A 19,213-nucleotide genomic window follows, 5' to 3' on the forward strand; every position below is an offset into this window, starting at 1 on the left:
AAAGGATCCCACAATGTCCGCGCAAGGATTGGAAGTCATCGACCACACGGTTCAACTGACCCACGAGTGGATCAACGAACTCAAGGACAGGCTGGACTGGACCAGCGCCCGCGATGCGTTGCGGATGCTGCGCACCACGCTGCACGCAATCCGCGACCATCTGGATACCGGCGAATCCGCCCATCTGGCGGCGCAGCTTCCGCTGCTCATCCGCGGCATGTACTACGAAGGGTGGATGCCGAAATCGACGCCGATCCACAGCCGCAAGGCAAAGGATTTCATTGCCACAATCGAAGCCTCGGTGGGCGACGTGCTGGATTATCGCGGTCCCGAGGATATCGAAGCCGTGTTCCGCGTGATCAACAACAAGATCTCGCGCGGCGAAGTCATGGATATCCGGTCCAACCTGCCGCATGATATTCGCGCGCTTTGGCCCGAACCGTGATCGACCCCAAGGAGGCCCCCCATGACACCGACTGACCGAGACACGGACCCGCAGACCGACGAGACGGACACCGACACCGACGTCATGCCCGAATTGTCGATCAGCTCTGACTACATGCGCCGCCTGATCGAACGGCTGCGCGCGGTGATGGGGCGCGAGGACGAGGTGATGCCGGATCTGGGCGGCAACGCCGGCGACGACGCGCGGCCCGCCACGCTGCAGGAAATCCCGGAGGATCTGCTGCGCGAAGAGCTGCGCGAGGAGATCGACGCGCTCGACGAGGATCAGCGCCACGAGCTTGTCGCGCTCGTCTGGACCGGGCGTGGCGATTTCGACGTCTCCGAATGGGATCAGGCGCTGGAGCTGGCGCAGGACCGCGACGAGGGCCCGACCTCGGCCTACCTGCTGTCGCATCCGCGCGTCGCGGATCAACTGGCCTCAGGCCTGGAAGCGCTGGGCCACGAGCATGTCCTTCAGGACGGGCGCTACTGACCGCGCGGCGGGCCGCAGGCACGGGCAAAACGCCCCGCACCCAATCCAAACCCCTTGCCGGATGTGCTGCGCAGACAAGCTGACGGCGCTGTGCGCCCGGCCCCTCGAAGTCCAGACGCCCTTGAAGATTTCTGCGAGGGCGCAGTCACCTCCAGTGACAGCTAAACGGACGAAGCTGCGGTTCGCGTCACCAATTCGATTGTCCGCTTCGGCAATGACAATGCCAATGATTTCCTCGCCAAATTGCAACCGGCTCAAAAAGAAAAGATCATGGCGATGTCAAGATCCCAGGCACGGCCCTCTACACCTCATTGAGATCCGACGGGATGACGAAAATCCAGGCTGGATCAAAGAGGGGCGGCGCAATGTGCTGCCTTGTTTTCGTGAATTTGAAAAATCTGACATCTTTGACAGGGCATTTTCTCGTGCCCGAACCCTTCGGGACCAATCGCGCGGGTTGTCAGCATGATGTCGCCCTGGTGGCGCTGTCGGACAAATTGGAATTGGTCCGACAGCGCCATTCAGCAGGCGTAGCGTGTCCGGTTCGTCATCTTCGTCTAGGTGCTTTGGTGGCTACCTAAGTGTAACAACCGGTCCGAAAATCCGCGACCAGCTCTCAGCTTGGCGGGACGACTGCTTTATATGTACTGCCATTCTTCTGGAACCCAAGCGTAGGCCCCGTCTTTTTCTTCGACATGACCGATACCAGGGAATGGCAAATGGGTGCCCGCAACGGCGATCTTGTCGGCAACCACCATATCCAAGACGCGGCGGCGCGTCTCGGCGGCCTGCACGCCATCTGCGTCAAAGGCGATACCGGCATCAGGGTGGCTAAACTGCAGCGACGCCAAAGCTGTGCTGTCTCCCCATATGATCAACTGATCAGAGCCATCCGACACACGGACCCCACTGTGTCCTGGGGTATGCCCCGGCATTGCCAAAGTGGTGAGGCCGCCACCAAGATCGGTATTGTCGCCAAACATTTCAGTCCGCTGAGTGTAGGCCTCGCTGACAGCACGTGCCAGGGCAAAGAAACCTTGCGAAGACTCCGGCGCACCCGATGCGATCGTCTCGTCCGTCCAGAAGGCATGATCGGCTTCGCTGACATGCAACGATGCATTCGGGAAGACCGGGCCATTATCTCCGATCAATCCCCCGATGTGATCCGGGTGCATGTGAGTCAACACAATGCGCGTCACGTCTTCAGGTGCAATTCCAAGTGATTCCAGCGATGTGCGCAGCCTGCCTGCTGTTGGTCCAAAGGCGCCGCCTGCACCAGCATCAACCAAGCTGACCTGATCTCCTTGGCGAATGATGTGAGTACTGATTGCCAGCGGAATCGGATTCGCGGGGTCAAGATAGGCCGCCTTCATCCCTTCCGCGATTTTCTCGTCCCCGAGGTTCGTCACAAGATTCTGATCGAGCTTGAAATACCCGTCCAGCAATGTCGTCACGCGCAGATTGCCGACCATACGATCATAGAAGGTTGGAAGTGGTGCCGTTGCATGGGCCGCGGCTTGCAGGGGGTGTGGGCGTCCGGCGGCAAGAAGGGCGGCCCCACCCGCGGCGCCCAGAATCAATCCACGGCGCGAAAGATCTAAAGAAGTCATGAGTTATTCCTTGTTTCATATGCAGAATTTCAATTCTGCGTCTCGTGTGCTTTTAATCATATAGGTCTAAATTTCAGATGACCACTTACCGAGAGCATGGACAGACCAACGGCCCTCGGACGAACAGCGGACATCTTACGAATTTGCGGCACACCACAATCGGGCTCAAACCGGCCATTGCCCAAGACCTGATCGCGGGCGGCGGCGCGACCGGCGACGCAACGGGCAAAAGGCCCCGCGCCCGATCAGGGGGCAGGGCCGTATGGCTGCGTCAGTGCCTGCGGGCGCGCCGCGGTCAGGGGGTCAGTCTTCCTCGCCCCCGGCCAACGTCAGCAAATCGTCGGGTTTCAGAATGATCACCTGGTGCACCGATTCCAGCGCGATGACCCCCGAGCGGCGCAACTGCGTGATCGTCCGGCTGATCGTCTCCGTGGTCAGGCCCAGGAAATCCGCAATGTCGCACCGGCTCATCGGCAGGGCGATCTGGGTGTAGGGCCCCAGCGGCGTGCCCACGCGATCCGCCAGAACACACAGGAAAGACGCCAGCTTTTCGCTGGCCGATTTGCGGCCAAGCATCATGAAATGGTCTTGCATGCTGCTGATCTCGCGCAGGGCCGCCGTAAGCAGTTCGTCATGCAACTCGGCATCGCCCGCGCCGCTTTCCAGCAATTCCCGCCGGTAGGCGACGACACGCGCGGGCGTCAGCACATCGCAGTCGGTGTGATGTTCGGCCCCGTTGGGAAACCCAATGACATCGCCGGGATAGCCAAAGGCAATCACCTGCCTGCGGCCATTTTCCATCACGCGCGTTAGGCGCAGAACGCCACTCAGCACCCGAAAGATATACCGTGCCTCGTCGCCCTCGCGAAACAGGTATCCGCCGGGCTTGAGATCGCGCGCCAGCTTTCGGTCAGCCTTGCGTCTGGTTGCGGAGAACTGCGAGAGGGAAGACTGATCGTTCGGCATGGTCACGTACATGATGGTCTCCTGATGCGTAGGAGGCCAATCTGCCATTCTGCTGTCGCAGTACTCCCGCTATTGTGGTACTGTTATGTATCAATTTGTAACGGCGCGGAGGTTTGTTTCCTCTCGAGGCATATTTTTCAGTCTCCCAGCGCAAGTATCGTTTGCTCAAGCGTATCTCTGAATCGGGGGGCTGGATGAACACGACTCATGTTTTGGTTGTCGACGACGACCCAAAGATCAGAAAACTGCTTTTGCGCTGTTTCGAGGGCGAGGGCTATGCCGTGCACACCGCCGACACCCGCGCCAGCGCCCTGCAGGTCCTGTCCGAGACAGCCATCGACCTGATTACGCTGGATCTTCAGCTTGGCGCCGACGACGGGTTGGAACTGGCGCGCACGATCTGGAAAACCACGCAGGTGCCGATCATCATGTTGACCGGCAAGGACGATGTGATCGACCGGATCGTCGGGCTGGAAATCGGCGCGGATGACTATATCACCAAGCCGTTCCACATCCGCGAGGTGCTGGCGCGCGTGCGCACCGTGTTGCGCCGCAGCGAACGCAGCAACCGGCGCAGTGTTCCGATGTCGGATGCAGATCTGCCCGACCTGCACCCGGAGTGTGCGACGGTGCGATTCGAAGGGCTGGTGGCGGTGCGTGACCGGTTGGAGCTTTGGGGCAGGGACGGGCGGCTGTGCGACCTGACCAGCGGTGACTTTCGGCTGCTCAACGTGTTTCTGGACAACCCCAAGCGGGTCTTGTCGCGCGAGCGGCTGATGGATCTGATCAATGGCCCCGACTGGACGCCGCTGGACCGCACGATCGACAATCAGGTCGCGCGCCTGCGCAAGAAGATCGAACGCGACCCCGCCGATCCCAGGATCATCAAGACGGTGCGCGGCACGGGCTACATGCTGGCCTGCGATATCGAACCGCTCAATTGCTATTCCGGCGAGAAAAGCGCCTGAAGCTTGTGGGCCAGATCGGACTGGCTGTAGGGCTTGCGGATGACGTCGAAGTGCGACAGGGGCACGTCCCGCCCAGAAGCGTGCTGGCGCATGATGTCCTCGGAATATCCCGAGGTCAGCAGGATCTTGATATGCGGATAGTGCGCGCGCACCCGCAGCGCCAGCTCATAGCCGTTCATCGACCCCGGCATGACAAGATCCGAAAACAGCAGATCGAACTGTCCGCCTTGGGTCCTGAGCGCCACGAGCGCCGCATCCGCCGTTTCGGCCTGCTGCGGGACATAGCCCAGATCCAGCAGTCGCTGGCGGGTCAGACGGCGCAGTTGCGCGTTGTCCTCGACCACCAGCACCCGTTCGCCTGCGCCGCGCGGCAGGTCTGCGGCCAGGGCGGCGGCCGCGCCCGTTCTGTGCCCGACCGACCCCGACAAGGCCGGGAAATACAAGCCAAAACTCGTGCCCTGATCCGGTTCGCTGTAAAGCGTGATATAGCCGCCTGACTGTTTCACGAAACCGTAGACCATGGACAGGCCCAGCCCGGTGCCCTTGCCCACCGCCTTGGTGGTGAAAAACGGCTCGAACGCACGGCGGCGCGCCTCGAGCGGCATGCCATGGCCCGTATCGCCGATGGTCAGCCGAACATAACGGCCCATCGCAACGTTGGTTTCCTGGCTGATATAATCGTCGTCGATGTCGATGACCTGGGTCTCGAAACGCAGTACCCCCCCCGACGGCATCGCATCGCGGGCATTCAGAACGATATTCATGATCGAGGTCTGAAGCTGCATCGGATCGACCGAGACCAGCGCGATCGTGTCGTCGAACCGCGTCTCGATCCTGATCATCGAGCCTAGTGCCCGGGTCAGAATCGACAGCGATGCCGCGCAGATCCGGTTCAGATCGACCTGCCTGGGCCGCAGTTCGCTGTTGCTGGCAAAGACCAGCAGCCGCGACGTCAGGTCCGCGCCAAGCTCCGCGGCCTCAAGGGCGTCGCGCGCCAGATCGCGGGCGCCTTCGTCTTTCAGGCGCATCCGCAAAAGCTCCAGGCTGCCGATGATCACCGTCAGGAGGTTGTTGAAATCATGTGCCACGCCGCCCGTCATCTGCCCGATCGCATCAAGCCGTTGCGACCGCGACAGCGCCTCTTCGGCGGCGGCGCGCCGGCTGAGGTCATGCAGGATCGCGACGAACACCGGCTGATCGTCCACCGTGGCCCGCCCGACGGACAGGTGCAGCGGAAAGGCCGTGCCGTTCTTGCGCCAGCCCTCGACTTCGCGGCCGCTGCCGATGATGCGGCGTTCACCGGTGGTCAAGTGGTGGTGCATGAAGGCGTCGTGCAGATCGGCCAGCGCCCGTGGCATCAACATCGACACGTTGCGCCCGATCAGTTCGTCCTCGGTATAGCCGAACATGGCAAGGGCTGCCGCGTTGGCGCGCGTGGTGTTGCCCTGCGCGTCCGACACCAGGATCGCATCCGCCGCCGCATCGAAGACCGCCGTCAACACGGTCGCATCGCTGGCTGCGCCTTGCGGGGGGGCCTGTTCGGGGGGGCGGTCGTCCTGCTGGGCCGCGCGGCCCTTCGCGCGTCGCTCGGATGGCGCGGAGGGCTGCGCGCAAAAGGCCCGGCGTTCCTCGGGCCTTGCTCCGCTACTCATGGGACCGGCGCGCGCGGCTTTGGCGTGGCGGGCCGGCGTTGACGCCAAGATCCTGAAGCACACGCAGGTATTCGAGAAGATCGGCAAGCGTGATCACGCCCAGCAGCCTCTGGCCGTCGATCACCATGAATTTGCGCTGGCCCGCGCGTGACATCCGCTCCAGAACCGCGCTCGCAGGCAGGTTGGGCGGCACGGAATTTCCCGGCCCCACGGCGACGAACACATCGCCGACCTGTGTGCTGGACCAGTTGTCGCGGTCGATATTCCCCAGCACGCTGCCATCCACATACCCCAGAACGACACCATCCTCGACCACCGGCACATAGCTGGTGCGGTGGCGCAGCATGACCAGGTTGACCAGTTCCGCCAGGCTTTGGTCGGGCGACGCGGTATGGGGATCGGGCGTCATCATCGAAGCGACCGTCTTGTTCTTCAGGGCGGCGTTGACCAGCGTCTGCTGATAGGTGCTCTTGGCCGCGATCAGCAGGAACAGCCCGATGAAGATCTGCCACAGACCGCCGACCTGGGAGCCCGAAAACAACCCGAGGATGCCCACACCGATCAGCGCATAGGCGATGTAGCTGCCCAATGTGCTGGCCCGGCGCGTGGCGTCGAGAATGTCGCCGGACCGGTTCCACAGCACCGCGCGGTAGACACGCCCCCCATCCAGCGGAAAGGCGGGCAGCAGGTTGAACACGGCCAGCACTAGGTTGATGATCGCAAGGTAATCCAGAACCGCCACCGCCGCGTCTCCGGCGCGGGCGGCCTCCCCGATCACGCTCAGCGCCCAGAACACCAACGCCAGCGCAAAGCTGGTGGCCGGGCCCACGATGGCGATCCAGAATTCCGATCCGGCGGACTTGGGCTCGCTTTCCAGTTCGGCCACCCCCCCGAAGATGAACAGGGTGATCCCCTTGATATCGACGCCAAACCGGCGCGCGACAAGACTGTGCGCAAGCTCGTGCAGAATGAGCGAGGCAAAAAAGGCAAGCATCCCCAGCAAGGCCATCGTCAGGTAGGTCTCGCGCGTCTCACCCTCGACGATCTGCGGGAAATAGCCGGTCGAAAGGCTCCAGACGATCAACGCCGCGATCAGCACCCAACTGGGATCGATTTTGATATCGAAGCCCAGGAGCGTGAACACCTTGATGGAGTTTGAGAACATGACCGCCTCGGATTGGAAGTGACGTGCAGCCTAGGCCGTCGCGCCGGACTGTCCTTGATCTGTCTCAATACCGCTGCATTCGCGGTGGTGCATGATTTCCGGTCGCGCCGACAAATCAGGCGCGGGACGACACCCCCCGATCAGACATGAAACAGGCGGCCCACGCCAAAAGCGATCGCCGCCGCCACGGCCCCGATCAGCAGCGTCTCGAGCCCCGACCGCCACCACGGCGCCAGCGACCATCGGGATTTCGCGGTGCCGATGGCAAAGAACACCGCCGCCGTCATCGCCGTCGCCCAGGCAAAGGCCGAGCCGATACCCAGCAGGAAGGGGATCAGCGGCACGCTGCCCGCGACGACGAAGGCAAGAAACGTGGCGCCGGCCGCCGACAGCGGGCGCGGATGGGCCGGTGACAGCCCGTATTCGTCGGTCATCATCACGCCGATCCACGTGTCGTTGTCCGATGCGATCTGCGCCGTCGCCTGCTCAAGAACCGGCCCCCGCAGCCCCTTGAGACGCAGGATCTGGCGCAATTCCTCGCGTTCGCCGTCGGGAACGGTCGCGATGTGCTTTTCCTCAACCGCGCGGATGCGGTGGCGGTCGTCCAGTTCGGCCTTGGTGCCGGAATAATTGCTGGCCGCCATCGAAAACCCGTCCGCCAGCATGTTGGCCAGCCCGAGCGCGATGATAACGGTCGTCGGCAGGCCCGCCCCCTCGACGCCCGCCACGATGGCAAAGGTCGTGATCGCCCCGTCGATCGCGCCATAGACAATATCGCGCAGATGCCCGACGCGCGTGCTCGCCAGCCGCTCGGCGATATCTGTGGCGCTGTGCCCGTGCTCCAATGCCATCTGCGGCTCTCCCCGTGCGATCTGGGGAATGCTAACGCGCCGTCTCCGGCCCGCGCGTTGAGCCAGATCAAGCGCGCGCCGGGGCCGGCATTTGCGCCTGTCGCAGGTGCGGGCGGCGCCAATCCGCCGTCACGGGGCATGATTTGTGTCATCTGGCGCCTATGCCGCCGATTGCCCCGCGCGCGTTGAGCCAGATCAATAAAACGCGGCGCACGCGCGGCTAGGGTCGCGCTACCAACCAGATCAGAAAGGACTGTCAGATGGCCGAAAAAAACAAGACGACCGGCGAAGAGAATATCTCCGCGACCTCCGCCATGCAGGCGGTTGCCGAGCTTCAGAAGGTGGGGTTCGGATCGATTGCATGGATGGGGACAGCCTGGCTCGAACAGATGAGCGAGATGGGATCGGAATGGCTGAGCTTTGTGGCCGACCGGATCAAGGAGGACGTCAAGACCCAGCACCAGATCCTGCATTGCCGCAACATCGAGGAGGTGCAGAAGGTGCAGGCGCAGTTCATCCAGACCGCGGTGGAGCAATACCGCGACGAGACCGGAAAGATGGTCGAGATGAGCAGCACGATGATGGAAAAGCTCAAGGAGGCATCGAAGGAGCCGCCCGCCGGAAAGCGGCACGCGACGCCGATCTAGCCAAAGACGTAATGACCCGGAGCGGCCGCGATATGCGGCACGTTCGTCCTGCGGGGTGCCACTGGCGCTCCGCTTTTTTCTGCCAGCCATCTTGTCCAGACCGGCCACCATGACCCGTCGTGGGCCTTTGCGGTTTCGATCCATGCGCCGGCCGATCTGTAGGCATCTCCCTCGGTCTTGTGGATGCGGAAATAATGCCGGCCCTCGTGGCCCGGTTCCGACAGGATGCCGCCATTGTGCCCGCCGTTGGTCAGCACGAAGGTCACGTCGGTATCGGTCAGCAACATCAGGCGGTACACCGACCGCCAGGGCGCGATGTGGTCCTTGGTCGTGGCCACGCAAAAGATCGGCGCGCGGATGTCGGACAGCGCCACCGGCGCGTCATCGACCTGAAACATCCCCTTGGCCAGATCGTTGTGCAGAAAGAGGTGGCGCAGGTATTCGGAATGCATCTTGGCGGGCATCCGCGTGCTGTCGGCGTTCCATGCCATCAGATCGTTCATCTGGGTGCGTTCGCCCAGCAGGTAGTGCCGGATCACCCTGCTCCAGATCAGGTCGTTGGAGCGCAACAGCCGGAACGCGCCGGCCATCTGGTCGGCATCCAGATACCCCTGGGTCGCCATTATGTCCTCCAGGAACGCGACCTGGCTTTCATTGATGAACAGCCCGATCTCGCCCGGTTCGGAAAAATCCACCTGCGAGGCCAGCAGGCTGAGCGTGGCAAACCGGTCGTCCCCGTCGCGCGCCATCGCGGCAGCCGCGATCGACAGCAAGGTCCCGCCAAGGCAATAGCCGACCGCATGCAGCCTTGCGTCCTTGTCGCCCCTGGTGATCTTCTTGATCGCGGCGCGCACGCCAAGATCGACATAGTCCTGCATCGTCAGGTCGGCGTCGTCGGCGTCCGGGTTCTTCCACGAGATGATGAAGACCTCGAACCCCTGTTCGCACAGATAGCGCACCAGCGAATTTTCCGGCGACAGGTCCAGCACGTAGTATTTCATGATCCACGCCGGCACGATCAGGATCGGCTCGGGGCGGACCGTGTCGCTGCGCGGGGTGTAGCGGATAAGCTCGATCAGGCGATTGCGGAACACCACCTCGCCGGGGGTCACCGCGATGTCGCGCCCGACGCAGAAATCCTCGCAATGGGGGCGTCTGCGCTGTCCGATCAACTGGTTGAAATCCTGGATCCAGTTCTGCGCCCCACGCAAGAGGTTTTCTCCATGCTCGTCCCAGGTCCGGCTCAGCACGGTCGGATTGGTGATGGCAAAGTTGCTGGGCGCCGCCATGTCGAGCATCTGGCGCGCGATGAAGTTGACGATCCGCTCGTGTTTCGGGTCCACGCCCGCCAGGTGCGTGGTCGCGGCATTCCACCAGCGTTGCTGCGCGAGAAACGTATCGCGATAGGCCGCGAAGGGCAGGGTGTTCCAGCGTGGATCGGAAAAGCGGCTGTCGCGCCCGTTGCGCTCCTCGCTCCGTTTCCCGCCGGTCATCAGGCGCAGCGCCTCGGTCTGTGCCTTTGCCAGCAGGTCGCCCTGCTTGGTGGGCGATCCGGCAAGGTGCATCGCCCAATCCAGGTAGGCCGTGGCCAGCGCGGTGGGCGACAGCCCTCCGGTCACCCGCCCGATGGCCGAGTGCAGCAATGCATCGGGTGTCCTCGTGTCGTTATGGGTCATCTGGTTGCTCCTTTCATCCTTGTGTCAAAGCGTGTCGCGCTCGCGGATCAGGCTGCCCGCGCTGATGGCGTCACTGGGGTGCACGATCACCCGATCGCCCGGCGACAACCCGTCGAGCACCTGCGCCATGCGGGTGTTGCGCTGCCCGATCTGCACCGGCATTTCCTGCGCGACCCCCTCGATCGCCCGGAACACCGCCCAGCCGTCGCCACGCCGGAACAGCGCGCTGACCGGAACCTGCATCACCTCCTCGGCCTGCCATTCGATGATATGCACAAAGACCGAAAACCCGTCGCCCAGCCCGGGGCGGTCTTTCAGCGGTGTGACCAGGTCAAAGATGGCATCGACGCGCTGTTCCTCGATCCCGAGCGCCGATACCTTGGTGCGCGCGGCGGGCTCGACCCGGTTCAGCACCGCATCCAGCGGCGTGTCGCCACCCCAGCGGGTCACCTTGGCGGGCACGCCCGGGGCCAGCCGCACGGCGTCGTTCGACAAAAGATCGACCACCAGTTCAAGGTCGGTGGGATCGCCGATGGACAACAGCGGCGCACCCGCCAGAACCGGCCGTTCGCTGATCGTCACGACCGACAGGACAACCCCGTCCGACGGCGCAAATATCCGGACGCAGCAGCCTCCGGAGGGATTTTGCGCCGTCGTGGGCTCGATCAGGGCGGCGCGGCTGCGCTCCAGCGATCCGCGCGCCATGTCGATGCGCGCCTGGGCGGCTTCCACCGCGGCGGTGGTCACGGCCAGCCGCTGGGCCGCGTCCTCCAGTTGCGTCACCGACGCCACGCCCCGGTCCATCAGGGTCTGGGTGCGGTCGAACTGGCTCCGGGCAAGGCGCTGATCCTCCTGCGCGCGCAGCAGTTCGGTCTGCGCCACATGCAGCGATGCCTCGGCTTCGCGCACGGCGGCTTCGGCCTGGATTCGGCTGCGGGCGTCCAGCAGGCTGGGGGCCACGGGCTCCACGATTGCGACCACGGTTTCGCCCGCGATCACCCGGTCGCCCACCTCCACCGGCGACCGGCGCGCCGTGCCCGAAATCGGCGCCGACACCTCGTAGAGGTCGCGGATCCGGGTCTTGCCGTCCGCGTCGATGGTCACCGTCATCGGCCCCACGCGCACGTCATGCAGATCGACGGCAACCGGCTCCGGCCGCACGGTGACATAAAGCAGCACCGCCACGATCCCGGCACCCAGCCCCATCAGCCCCAATGTGCGTTTCGACACTGCCATCGCGCGCGTTCCTACTCCCTCGTCTTCATCACGGTCACCAGGTCCAGTCGGTCCAGCCTGCGCCGCACGATCAGCACCGACACCGCCGCCGCCCCCAGCACCACCAGGCTCGCCAGGCTGAAGGTATGCGGCCTGAGCACCAGCGGGATGGTATAAAGATCGCTGGAAAACGCATTCGTCATCGCGGTGGCGATCCATGTGCCGATCAGCCATCCCAGGGGCTGTGCCAGCAGCGCCAGCAGCATCGTCTCGCCCACGAGGATGTAGGACACCTCGGTCCGGGTGAAGCCGAGGATGCGCAGGCTGGCGAGCTCGCGGGCGCGCTCCGACAATTGGATCCGCGCGCCGTTATAGGCCACGCCGACGGTGATCAGCACGGCGATGGTGATGTAGACCGTGTTCATGATGACGATGTTCTGGCGGATCGTGTCCTGAAAGCTTTGCCGCGTGTCGGTCAGCATCGCCAGCCCCATCAGGACGGGCAGTTCGCGCACCCGGGCATGCAACGCCCCGAGCGCCGCCGGATCGACCAGCACATTCGCGCTGCCGATCTGCGGTCTTTGCCGGAAAAGCGTGTTGAGATACCCAAGGTCCACATAGGCCCCGAGGCCGAAGTACTGCTCGACCGTGTCGGTGACGGTGATCGTGTGGGTCTCGCGCCGCCCGGTCAGGAATTCCGCCTCGATCGCGGTGCCGGGGCCGGCGTTCAGATGCTGCGCCAGTCGCTGCGACAGCACGATTCCGCCCGGCGGCGCGTCGACCGCCCTGCCGTCGCGCCCCACGATGCGGGCCAGGTCGGCGCCCGGCGCCCGCGCCTCGATGGCCACGCGCTTCCACCGCGCGCCGTGGCGCAGGATGGCGGGATGGGCCTGCTGCCCCTCGGCGGCCAGCACACCGGGCAGCCGCGCCACATCCGCCAGAGCGGTGTCCGGCAGATCGTCGGAAAACAGCAGCACGGCGTCCTGCCGGTTCGACTGGAAGAACGCGCGGTCGATGATTTCGTCCAGCGCATCGTTGATGAAGAACGCGGCAACCACCGCCGACACCGCAAGCGACAGCCCCAGGATCGTCAAGGCCGACCTGAGCGGCCATCGCGCGAGGCTGCGCAGGATCATGGTGGTCGATTGCCGCACCCTGACGTGTTCCAGCATCCGGTCCAGCAGCGACCGGCGAAACTGCGGCGGGGCGGGGGGCTGCATCGCGACGGCGGGCGCCAGCCGTGCGGCGCGCCACGCCGACCGCGCCGCCCCCAGCGCCGTTGTCGAAAGCGCCAGCAGCCCCGCCCCCGCATAGGCCCCCGGCGAAACGCTGTAGATCAGGAACGGAAAATCGAAGAACTGCGCATATTGAACCGCCAGACCATGCGCCAGCCATGCGCCAAAGATCCAGCCCACGGCGATCCCCACCAAGGCCACCAGTCCCGCCAGCAGCTGGTAATGCAGCATCACTTCGGTGTCGGAATACCCGATCGCCTTGAGCAGGCCGATCTCGCTGCGCTCCAGCGTGACGATGCGGCCCATGACCATGCTGACCAGGAACGCCGAGATGCCGAAAAAGATCGGCGGCAGCACCAGTGCCATGCCACGCAACTGGTTCAGCTCCGCGCTCACGAAACTGTCGGAGGGATGCAGGTCGCGGCCATAGGCACCCAGACCGCCGTAGTCGTCCAGCAGGTCGTCCATCGCGTCGATCACCGCTTCGGCCCGCGCGCCCGGCACGAGTTTGACCGACAGGTGATTGAACGCGCCCGTCATGTCAAAGGCGGCTTCGGCCGTACGTTCGGGCAGCCATACTATACCGTAGGCCGCATTGTCGGGCATCAACTGGCCCGGCCCGATCGAATAGATGAATTCCGGCGACAGGACGGTGCCGGTGATCGTCAGCCGCCTGAGCGTGCCATTGAGGTTCGCATCGAAACTGTCGCCCGGCGCCAGCCCGTGCGCCAGCGCAAAGGCATCGTTGACCATCACGTCATACCGCGCGCCCGGCAGCGGCGCAGCACCGCGCCGCAGCACCGGCACGTTCAACACGTGCTCACCGGTCTCGGGCAGCGACAGGATGTGCCCCACCACGGTCTCGGCATGGCCGGGCACGTCGAGAATGGAATACCCGGTGATCCGCGCCTCCACCGCCTGCACGCCGGCAACACGGCGCAGATCCGGCAGCAGGCTTTGCGGCGCGCGCTTGGCCGCGACGAACACATCGGCAAAGCGGTTGCGCTCGTAATAGGCCTGACGGGTCTCGCCCAACGCACGGTACATGCCAAAGGAGGTCAGCACGATCGCCACCCCGCAGGCCAGCACCATCGCGATTGCCAGAACCTGAACCCACAGGCGCCGGAAATCGCGAAACAGCTTTATGTCAAGCACCTGCATGGCCGCTCACCACGCGATTTCCGACGGCGCAAGGCGCGTCTCGTTCACCTGGACATCGCTGATCCGGCCGTCCTGAAACTGGATCACGCGATGCGCCATGCGGCGGATTTCGGCGTTGTGGGTGATCACGACGGTGGTGGTGCCGAACCGGTCGTTGATGTCGCGCAAGACCTCGAGCACCTGCACGCCCGTCGCACTGTCGAGCGCGCCCGTCGGCTCGTCGCACAGCAAGATCTCGGGACGTTTGGCGATGGCGCGGGCGATGGCGACGCGCTGCTGCTCGCCGCCCGACAGTTCGGCGGGAAAATGGTCCATCCGCGCCCCCAGGCCCACCAGCCTCAGCGCCTCTTCGGGGGGCATCGGGTCGATTGCGACATCGGTCACCAGCCCGACGTTTTCGCGTGCCGTCAGGCTGGGCACCAGGTTGTAGAACTGAAACACGAAGCCGACGTGATCGCGCCGGAACCGCGTCATCTCGCGATCGTTCAGATGGGTCAGCTCGCGGTCGCGGAACCACACCTGCCCGTCCGTGGCCCGATCCAGCCCGCCCAGGATATTGAGCAGCGTCGATTTCCCGCTGCCCGACGGGCCCAGCAACACCGCCAACTCGCCCGCGTAAAGCTCCAGATCGACGCCCGCAAGGGCATAGACCTTGACCGCGCCGGTGTCATAGACCTTGGTCACACCCTGGGTGCGAAATACGATCTCCGGCACGCGGCTCTCCTTTCGCATCCTCTATGCCAGCGCGCGCCACGACTTACGTTGACCTGCGTCAAACGGCTGTTTTCACCAGCGCCTGAAGTGCCGCGCAGAACTCGGTGACGCGCTGTTGGCCGCCCGGGGTCCGCGCCAGCGCATCGGGCAGGTATCCGCGCGCCTGAAAGGAACGGCCCAGATCGGCCTGCGCCATCTCGAACGCCTTGGCCGGTTCGCTGTCGTCGCCGCAGGTCAGGAACAGGCCCACGACGCCCGGCAGCACCGGATGATCGCGCAGGAACCGGCGCATCGGCGTGGCGGGATAGCTGGTCCAGACCGGGGCGCAGAACACGATCGCCTGAAACCCGCGCAGCGCGGGCTGCGGCGAGGTCAGTTGCGGCAGGCGCTGGCGCAGGCTGTCGAACCCCGCGGTCAGATAGCCAAGGCGCGGGCCGTGGTATCGGTCCACGGTCAGGCGAAACCGTTGCGCGCCAAGCGTGTCGGCGATCTCGGTCGCAGCGTCCTTGCTGTGGCCGGTGCGGGAATAATACACCACCGCCGTGGTTTTCACTGTCTGTAGCATGGGTCCATCCAAAGGCTGTGGGCAAGATCGCGAAACGCTGTGCCCAGCTTGCCGCCCGCACGGTGCCGCGCCCTTGAGCAATGTCAAATCCGCACACCGTGACCCGCCGTATGATCGGCACTGCAGCAAAGGAGCGCGCGAAAATGCCACTACATCCCCCGACTGGCCCTCGGGCCGACCCCGTTGACGCCCCCCCGGTCCCGGTTCCGCAAACCGTGATGGCGCAGGCCCAGCACCTGCGCATCGCCGCCGGAAGCAAGGTCTTCGAGCCGCAGAATATTCCCTATATCCTTCTTGTGCTGACGTCGGGTACGCTTCGCATCGAACGCCCGACCGCCACCGGGCACCCGCTGATCACCGATCGCGTCCAAGCGGGCGAGGGCCGCCATATGACAACAGCCTCCCTGATGGCCTGCGCGGGATACCCCGGTAGAGCCGTCGCAGAGACCGACATCGACGTGATCGCGATGCCGCGCCAGGCGTTCGAGCAGCTGATGCGCAACTCGCCCGAGATGCGCCGGTTCGTCCTCGGGGCCTGTACGCGGCGGATCGTGGCGCTCATCGGCGCGCTTGAGACGATGTCGCCGGGGCTGGGCCGGCCCATGAGGCTGCACTAGCGCCTATGCCGCCGCCCGTGCCCGCCGATGCCGGCTTTCCCATCGCCGGGCGCTGCGCGGCATGATCGCTGTCTTGTCCATCGGCTCGTGCGTGATCGCGACGACCATGGTCCTGTCCACGGTGTTCTTCGAAATCGCTTCCGAAGCGCTGGAGGCGCGCATCGGGCGCTACGCTGCGTCCAGACGACGCCTGATCGCGCTGTCGGCCCTGCTGGCGGCACTGTTCTGGATTCTGGTGGTGGTCACGCTCTCGGTCTGGATCTGGGCGCTCGTCTATTACGCGCTTGGCCTGTTCGACACGCTGGAACCGGCGCTTTATTTCGCCATCGTATCGTTCACGACCGTCGGCTACGGCGATCTGGTGCTCGACGCCGAATGGCGGCTTCTGGCGGGAATGACGGCGACCAATGGCTTGCTTGTCTTTGGCCTGTTCACCGCTTTCCTTGTCGACGTGATGAAGGACCTGCGCCGCATCAAGCGGCGGTGATCTGCGTGCCTGCGCCCGGCGCTTGCCGCTTGCGCCCCTGTCGTCCATTGGGCACAAGCGGCAGCAGGTCATCGGGGCGGAGCTATGAGACGACAGGCGGCTTGGGACCGGATCGTGGGCAGCGCGATTGCCGCGATCACGGTGCTTGTGATTTTCCGCGAATGGGGTGTGGCGGGGTGGACGGCACCCGTGGTGCCGGTGCTGGTGCTTGGCGTCATGGCGGTCTTTGCCACGCAGGTCGGCAGATCGCGCAAGGTCTTCATCGCCGTGGCCGTCGGGCTGACCGGCGCGCTGGCGCTGACCGATCCCGACTGGGTCGCCATCACCCTGCGCGCGCTGGGCGCCGCCGCCTTCATCGCGGCGTTCTTCTCGGCGCTGGCCACCCTGCGCAACGTCGCCCAGACCTCGCCCGCGATCCAGCAGGCGGGGCGGTTCCTGTCGGCGCAAAAGCCGGGGCGCCGTTATGCGGCGCTGTCGGTCGGCGGACAGATGTTCGCGCTGCTTCTCAACTACGGTGCGATCCAGCTTTTGGGCGCGCTCGCGATGTCCAGCGCCAAGTCCGAACCCAACGCGGAAATTCGCATGATCCGGACCCGCCGCATGTTGCTGGCGATCCAGCGCGGCTTCATCTCCAGCCTGCCGTGGTCACCGCTGTCTTTCGCGATGGCGATTTCGACCACCATGGTGCCGGGAACGTCCTGGGCACAGGCGGTGGTGCCGGGGCTGATCACCGCGCTGATCGTGTCGGGCATCGGCTGGATCCTCGATACCGCGTTCAAACCACGCCTGACGACCGCGCCTGCCCCGCGCACCGACCCCACGGGCAATTGGTGGGCGATGACCCCGCTGGTCGTGCTCTTGTCGCTGCTGGTGATCGGGGTGTCCACGCTCTACGCGCTGACCAGCGTCCGCATCGTGGGGATCGTGGCGGTGATCGTGCCGGTGATGGCGCTGGTTTGGATGGTGATCCAGCACTGGCGGACGCGCCCGGCGTATCACGTCGCCACGCGGGTGCGCGATTACCTCTTTGCCGAATTGCCCGGCTATCGCGGCGAACTGACGCTCTTGATGATGGCGGGCTACATCGGCACCGTGGGCGCGCAGCTGCTGGCGCCGGTGATGGCGCGGGCGGGCCTCGATCTGGGGGCGCTGCCCACTTGGGTCATTCTGGTATCCTTCGTCTGGATCATCCCGTTGGCGGGACAGGTGGGCATGAACCCGATCCTTGCCGTCACGCTGATCGCGCCGCTCATTCCCGATGCCGCCAGCCTGGGCGTGTCGCCCACCGCGCTGGTGGTTGCGATTACCGCCGGCTGGACCTTGAGCGGCGCAAGCTCGCCCTATACCGCGACGACGCTGCTGATCGGTTCTTTCGGGGGGATCAGCGCACTGCGCGTCGGGCTTGTCTGGAACGGCGCCTACACGCTGATCTGCGCCTGCGTTCTGTCGGTGTGGGTGGTGATCTACGGGCTGCTGCTCTGAACGGCGCGGCGCGGCGTCCGGATCGCTCAGGCGGGGCCGATCCGATATCGGCGGGCGAACTTGACTGCCGCCTCGGAATGAGGGACCGTGCCGTCGGCAGGGCGCGACCGCCGTGCCGAACTTCGCTAACCAAGCTGAATCTGGATGGATCATGAATATCACGAAGCTACTGACCGTAATAGTGTTTGCCGCGTCGGGCGCGGGCCCGGCGATGGCGCAAGACGGCGACGACGGGAAAGAGATCTATCAAAGCGTCTGCAAGAACTGCCATGGCCCCACTGGCAAGGGCATGGCCAGCTTTCCCAAGCTGGTGGGAAAGGGCGAGGAGTACCTCACTCAACGTCTCGAGGCCTACCGCGCGGGCGAAAAGATCGGGCCGAATTCCGCCCTGATGATGCCGCTGGCCGAGGATTTGAGCGACGAGGACATCGCCAGCATCGTGACCTACATCACCACCGAGCTGGAGTGATCCATGCCGGGCCTGTCCGAACGGCGGGCTGACGATCGCGGGATGCGGGTGCCTGCGCGCGCGGCCCTCCGCCGCTGGCCCCATGTATTCGGCGCCGCGGTCTGCCTGATCGCGATCTGGGCAGTGCCCGCGCAGGCCCGGGACGGGATCGCCGCGGACGTGCCGGCCGCACCGCAGGACGGCGGTCCGCGACGATGGGAAGTGGTGGCGCAAGACGGCCTCGCGCTGCACGGCACGCCCTCCGACACGGCGGAGCCGATTGCGGTGCTGCCCGCCGGGACCATCCTCAACAACATGGGCTGCACCCGAAACGCGGGCCGCGTCTGGTGCCTGGTCCGGCCGCTTGGCGACGGTCCGCGCGGTCATGGCGCGGCAGAGGCCCTGCGCCCGGCGCAAAGCCCGGACGGGACGGTGCCCACCGGGCGCGACGACAGCGCGCAGCGGGCGAAGTCCCGCGATTTCGATGCCCGCGGCACGATCCCCTGCGCGCAGGTGCGCGGGCAGAAGATGCAGACCTGCCACATCGAAATCGCACGCGGTGCCGGGGGCGACGCGACAGCGGTGGCGACCTTTTCCAACGGGTTCAGCCGGACGCTCTACTTCGTCAACGGCACGTTCATATCGGCGAATGCGACAATGTCGGGCGTCGGCACCGATGTGGATTGGCGCAAAAGCGGCCCGCTTCACATCATTCGCGTTGACGACCAGCGCTTTGAAATTCCCCATCACCTTATCTTTGGCGATGCCATCCCGCAATGATCCCCGTCGCGGCCCCGTGACAGCCGGGCGACCCCGC

Annotated in this window: 19 protein-coding genes; 9 read left to right on the top strand and 10 right to left on the bottom strand. The window is 64.8% G+C overall.

Annotated features, from left to right (window positions below; genetic code table 11):
- The first annotated feature begins 13 nt into the window (after positions 1–13).
- Together FDT80_RS15160 and FDT80_RS15165 are read left to right on the top strand one after the other, a co-directional pair.
- Positions 14–445: a DUF2267 domain-containing protein gene (locus FDT80_RS15160; RefSeq protein ID WP_138663156.1), complete on the top strand. Its 432-nt coding sequence runs from the start codon at positions 14–16 to the stop codon at positions 443–445.
- 21 nt (positions 446–466) lie between these two features.
- The gene (locus FDT80_RS15165) at positions 467–937 is read left to right on the top strand and encodes a DUF3775 domain-containing protein (protein WP_138663157.1); all 471 of its coding nucleotides are present in this window, start codon (positions 467–469) and stop codon (positions 935–937) included.
- A gap of 638 nt (positions 938–1,575) precedes the next feature.
- Here FDT80_RS15165 and FDT80_RS15170 read toward each other — a convergent pair.
- The gene (locus FDT80_RS15170) at positions 1,576–2,547 is read right to left on the bottom strand and encodes an MBL fold metallo-hydrolase (RefSeq protein ID WP_138663158.1); all 972 of its coding nucleotides are present in this window, start codon (positions 2,545–2,547) and stop codon (positions 1,576–1,578) included.
- Between the two features lie 303 nt (positions 2,548–2,850).
- The gene (locus FDT80_RS15175; protein ID WP_138663159.1) at positions 2,851–3,525 is read right to left on the bottom strand and encodes a helix-turn-helix domain-containing protein; all 675 of its coding nucleotides are present in this window, start codon (positions 3,523–3,525) and stop codon (positions 2,851–2,853) included.
- A 182-nt stretch (positions 3,526–3,707) separates the two neighbouring features.
- Here FDT80_RS15175 and FDT80_RS15180 point away from each other — a divergent pair, with 182 nt between their 5' ends.
- On the top strand, positions 3,708–4,481 hold the full coding sequence (locus FDT80_RS15180; protein ID WP_138663160.1) for a response regulator: 774 nt from the start codon (positions 3,708–3,710) through the stop codon (positions 4,479–4,481).
- Here FDT80_RS15180 and FDT80_RS15185 read toward each other — a convergent pair.
- From FDT80_RS15185 to FDT80_RS15195, 3 genes are all read right to left on the bottom strand, one after another.
- Positions 4,457–6,133: a PAS domain S-box protein gene (locus FDT80_RS15185; RefSeq protein ID WP_138663161.1), complete on the bottom strand. Its 1,677-nt coding sequence runs from the start codon at positions 6,131–6,133 to the stop codon at positions 4,457–4,459. The genes FDT80_RS15180 and FDT80_RS15185 overlap by 25 nt on opposite strands.
- Complete coding sequence (locus FDT80_RS15190; RefSeq protein WP_138663162.1) at positions 6,126–7,298, bottom strand: site-2 protease family protein; 1,173 nt, start codon at positions 7,296–7,298, stop codon at positions 6,126–6,128. The genes FDT80_RS15185 and FDT80_RS15190 overlap by 8 nt, the downstream gene beginning before the upstream one ends.
- A gap of 140 nt (positions 7,299–7,438) precedes the next feature.
- Positions 7,439–8,149 (bottom strand): VIT1/CCC1 transporter family protein, encoded by a 711-nt coding sequence (locus tag FDT80_RS15195; protein ID WP_138663163.1) that lies wholly within the window; start codon positions 8,147–8,149, stop codon positions 7,439–7,441.
- A gap of 260 nt (positions 8,150–8,409) precedes the next feature.
- Between FDT80_RS15195 and FDT80_RS15200 the strand changes: the two genes are divergently transcribed.
- A complete protein-coding gene (locus FDT80_RS15200; protein ID WP_138663164.1) occupies positions 8,410–8,796 on the top strand; it encodes a phasin family protein in 387 nt (128 codons plus the stop codon).
- Here FDT80_RS15200 and FDT80_RS15205 read toward each other — a convergent pair.
- The 5 genes from FDT80_RS15205 to FDT80_RS15225 are packed head-to-tail and all read right to left on the bottom strand — an operon-like array spanning position 8,793 to position 15,362.
- Entirely contained in the window at positions 8,793–10,472 is a 1,680-nt protein-coding gene (locus FDT80_RS15205) for a PHA/PHB synthase family protein (protein ID WP_138663165.1), read from the bottom strand. The two genes, FDT80_RS15200 and FDT80_RS15205, sit on opposite strands and share 4 nt — an antisense overlap.
- 24 nt (positions 10,473–10,496) lie before the next feature.
- A complete protein-coding gene (locus FDT80_RS15210) occupies positions 10,497–11,708 on the bottom strand; it encodes an efflux RND transporter periplasmic adaptor subunit (RefSeq protein ID WP_138663166.1) in 1,212 nt (403 codons plus the stop codon).
- Between the two features lie 11 nt (positions 11,709–11,719).
- Entirely contained in the window at positions 11,720–14,083 is a 2,364-nt protein-coding gene (locus FDT80_RS15215; protein WP_138663167.1) for an ABC transporter permease, read from the bottom strand.
- A 6-nt stretch (positions 14,084–14,089) separates the two neighbouring features.
- Positions 14,090–14,815: an ABC transporter ATP-binding protein gene (locus tag FDT80_RS15220; RefSeq protein ID WP_138663168.1), complete on the bottom strand. Its 726-nt coding sequence runs from the start codon at positions 14,813–14,815 to the stop codon at positions 14,090–14,092.
- 40 nt (positions 14,816–14,855) lie between these two features.
- Positions 14,856–15,362: a flavodoxin family protein gene (locus FDT80_RS15225; RefSeq protein ID WP_138663169.1), complete on the bottom strand. Its 507-nt coding sequence runs from the start codon at positions 15,360–15,362 to the stop codon at positions 14,856–14,858.
- 143 nt (positions 15,363–15,505) lie between these two features.
- On the opposite strand from FDT80_RS15225, the gene FDT80_RS15230 reads away from it, so the two are divergent.
- The 5 genes from FDT80_RS15230 to FDT80_RS15250 all read left to right on the top strand — a co-directional run bounded on the left by FDT80_RS15230 (position 15,506) and on the right by FDT80_RS15250 (position 19,176).
- Positions 15,506–15,979, top strand: a complete 474-nt coding sequence (locus FDT80_RS15230) for a Crp/Fnr family transcriptional regulator (protein WP_170311890.1) — start codon at positions 15,506–15,508, stop codon at positions 15,977–15,979.
- A 61-nt stretch (positions 15,980–16,040) separates the two neighbouring features.
- Positions 16,041–16,466 carry a potassium channel family protein gene (locus FDT80_RS15235; protein WP_138663171.1) on the top strand — a complete coding sequence of 142 codons (426 nt, stop codon included), beginning with the start codon at positions 16,041–16,043 and terminating at the stop codon, positions 16,464–16,466.
- 84 nt (positions 16,467–16,550) lie between these two features.
- Positions 16,551–17,948, top strand: coding sequence for a hypothetical protein (locus FDT80_RS15240; protein WP_138663172.1), 1,398 nt, complete (start codon positions 16,551–16,553; stop codon positions 17,946–17,948).
- 151 nt (positions 17,949–18,099) lie between these two features.
- Positions 18,100–18,417, top strand: coding sequence for a c-type cytochrome (locus tag FDT80_RS15245; RefSeq protein WP_170311891.1), 318 nt, complete (start codon positions 18,100–18,102; stop codon positions 18,415–18,417).
- Positions 18,418–18,420: 3 nt separating this feature from the next.
- Positions 18,421–19,176: an SH3 domain-containing protein gene (locus FDT80_RS15250; RefSeq protein ID WP_138663173.1), complete on the top strand. Its 756-nt coding sequence runs from the start codon at positions 18,421–18,423 to the stop codon at positions 19,174–19,176.
- The last annotated feature ends 37 nt before the right edge of the window (positions 19,177–19,213 follow it).

It is taken from the genome of Sulfitobacter sabulilitoris (genome assembly GCF_005887615.1).
Classification (GTDB): domain Bacteria; phylum Pseudomonadota; class Alphaproteobacteria; order Rhodobacterales; family Rhodobacteraceae; genus Sulfitobacter_E; species Sulfitobacter_E sabulilitoris.

Bases quoted from the DNA above. Each gene is read 5' to 3' on its own strand.
- FDT80_RS15160 (WP_138663156.1), top strand. From the start codon at position 14: ATGTCCGCGCAAGGATTGGAAGTCATCGACCACACGGTTCAACTGACC.
- FDT80_RS15165 (WP_138663157.1), top strand. From the start codon at position 467: ATGACACCGACTGACCGAGACACGGACCCGCAGACCGACGAGACGGAC.
- FDT80_RS15170 (WP_138663158.1), bottom strand. From the start codon at position 2,547: ATGACTTCTTTAGATCTTTCGCGCCGTGGATTGATTCTGGGCGCCGCG.
- FDT80_RS15175 (WP_138663159.1), bottom strand. From the start codon at position 3,525: ATGTACGTGACCATGCCGAACGATCAGTCTTCCCTCTCGCAGTTCTCC.
- FDT80_RS15180 (WP_138663160.1), top strand. From the start codon at position 3,708: ATGAACACGACTCATGTTTTGGTTGTCGACGACGACCCAAAGATCAGA.
- FDT80_RS15185 (WP_138663161.1), bottom strand. From the start codon at position 6,133: ATGAGTAGCGGAGCAAGGCCCGAGGAACGCCGGGCCTTTTGCGCGCAG.
- FDT80_RS15190 (WP_138663162.1), bottom strand. From the start codon at position 7,298: ATGTTCTCAAACTCCATCAAGGTGTTCACGCTCCTGGGCTTCGATATC.
- FDT80_RS15195 (WP_138663163.1), bottom strand. From the start codon at position 8,149: ATGGCATTGGAGCACGGGCACAGCGCCACAGATATCGCCGAGCGGCTG.
- FDT80_RS15200 (WP_138663164.1), top strand. From the start codon at position 8,410: ATGGCCGAAAAAAACAAGACGACCGGCGAAGAGAATATCTCCGCGACC.
- FDT80_RS15205 (WP_138663165.1), bottom strand. From the start codon at position 10,472: ATGACCCATAACGACACGAGGACACCCGATGCATTGCTGCACTCGGCC.
- FDT80_RS15210 (WP_138663166.1), bottom strand. From the start codon at position 11,708: ATGGCAGTGTCGAAACGCACATTGGGGCTGATGGGGCTGGGTGCCGGG.
- FDT80_RS15215 (WP_138663167.1), bottom strand. From the start codon at position 14,083: ATGCAGGTGCTTGACATAAAGCTGTTTCGCGATTTCCGGCGCCTGTGG.
- FDT80_RS15220 (WP_138663168.1), bottom strand. From the start codon at position 14,815: ATGCGAAAGGAGAGCCGCGTGCCGGAGATCGTATTTCGCACCCAGGGT.
- FDT80_RS15225 (WP_138663169.1), bottom strand. From the start codon at position 15,362: ATGCTACAGACAGTGAAAACCACGGCGGTGGTGTATTATTCCCGCACC.
- FDT80_RS15230 (WP_170311890.1), top strand. From the start codon at position 15,506: ATGCCACTACATCCCCCGACTGGCCCTCGGGCCGACCCCGTTGACGCC.
- FDT80_RS15235 (WP_138663171.1), top strand. From the start codon at position 16,041: ATGATCGCTGTCTTGTCCATCGGCTCGTGCGTGATCGCGACGACCATG.
- FDT80_RS15240 (WP_138663172.1), top strand. From the start codon at position 16,551: ATGAGACGACAGGCGGCTTGGGACCGGATCGTGGGCAGCGCGATTGCC.
- FDT80_RS15245 (WP_170311891.1), top strand. From the start codon at position 18,100: ATGAATATCACGAAGCTACTGACCGTAATAGTGTTTGCCGCGTCGGGC.
- FDT80_RS15250 (WP_138663173.1), top strand. From the start codon at position 18,421: ATGCCGGGCCTGTCCGAACGGCGGGCTGACGATCGCGGGATGCGGGTG.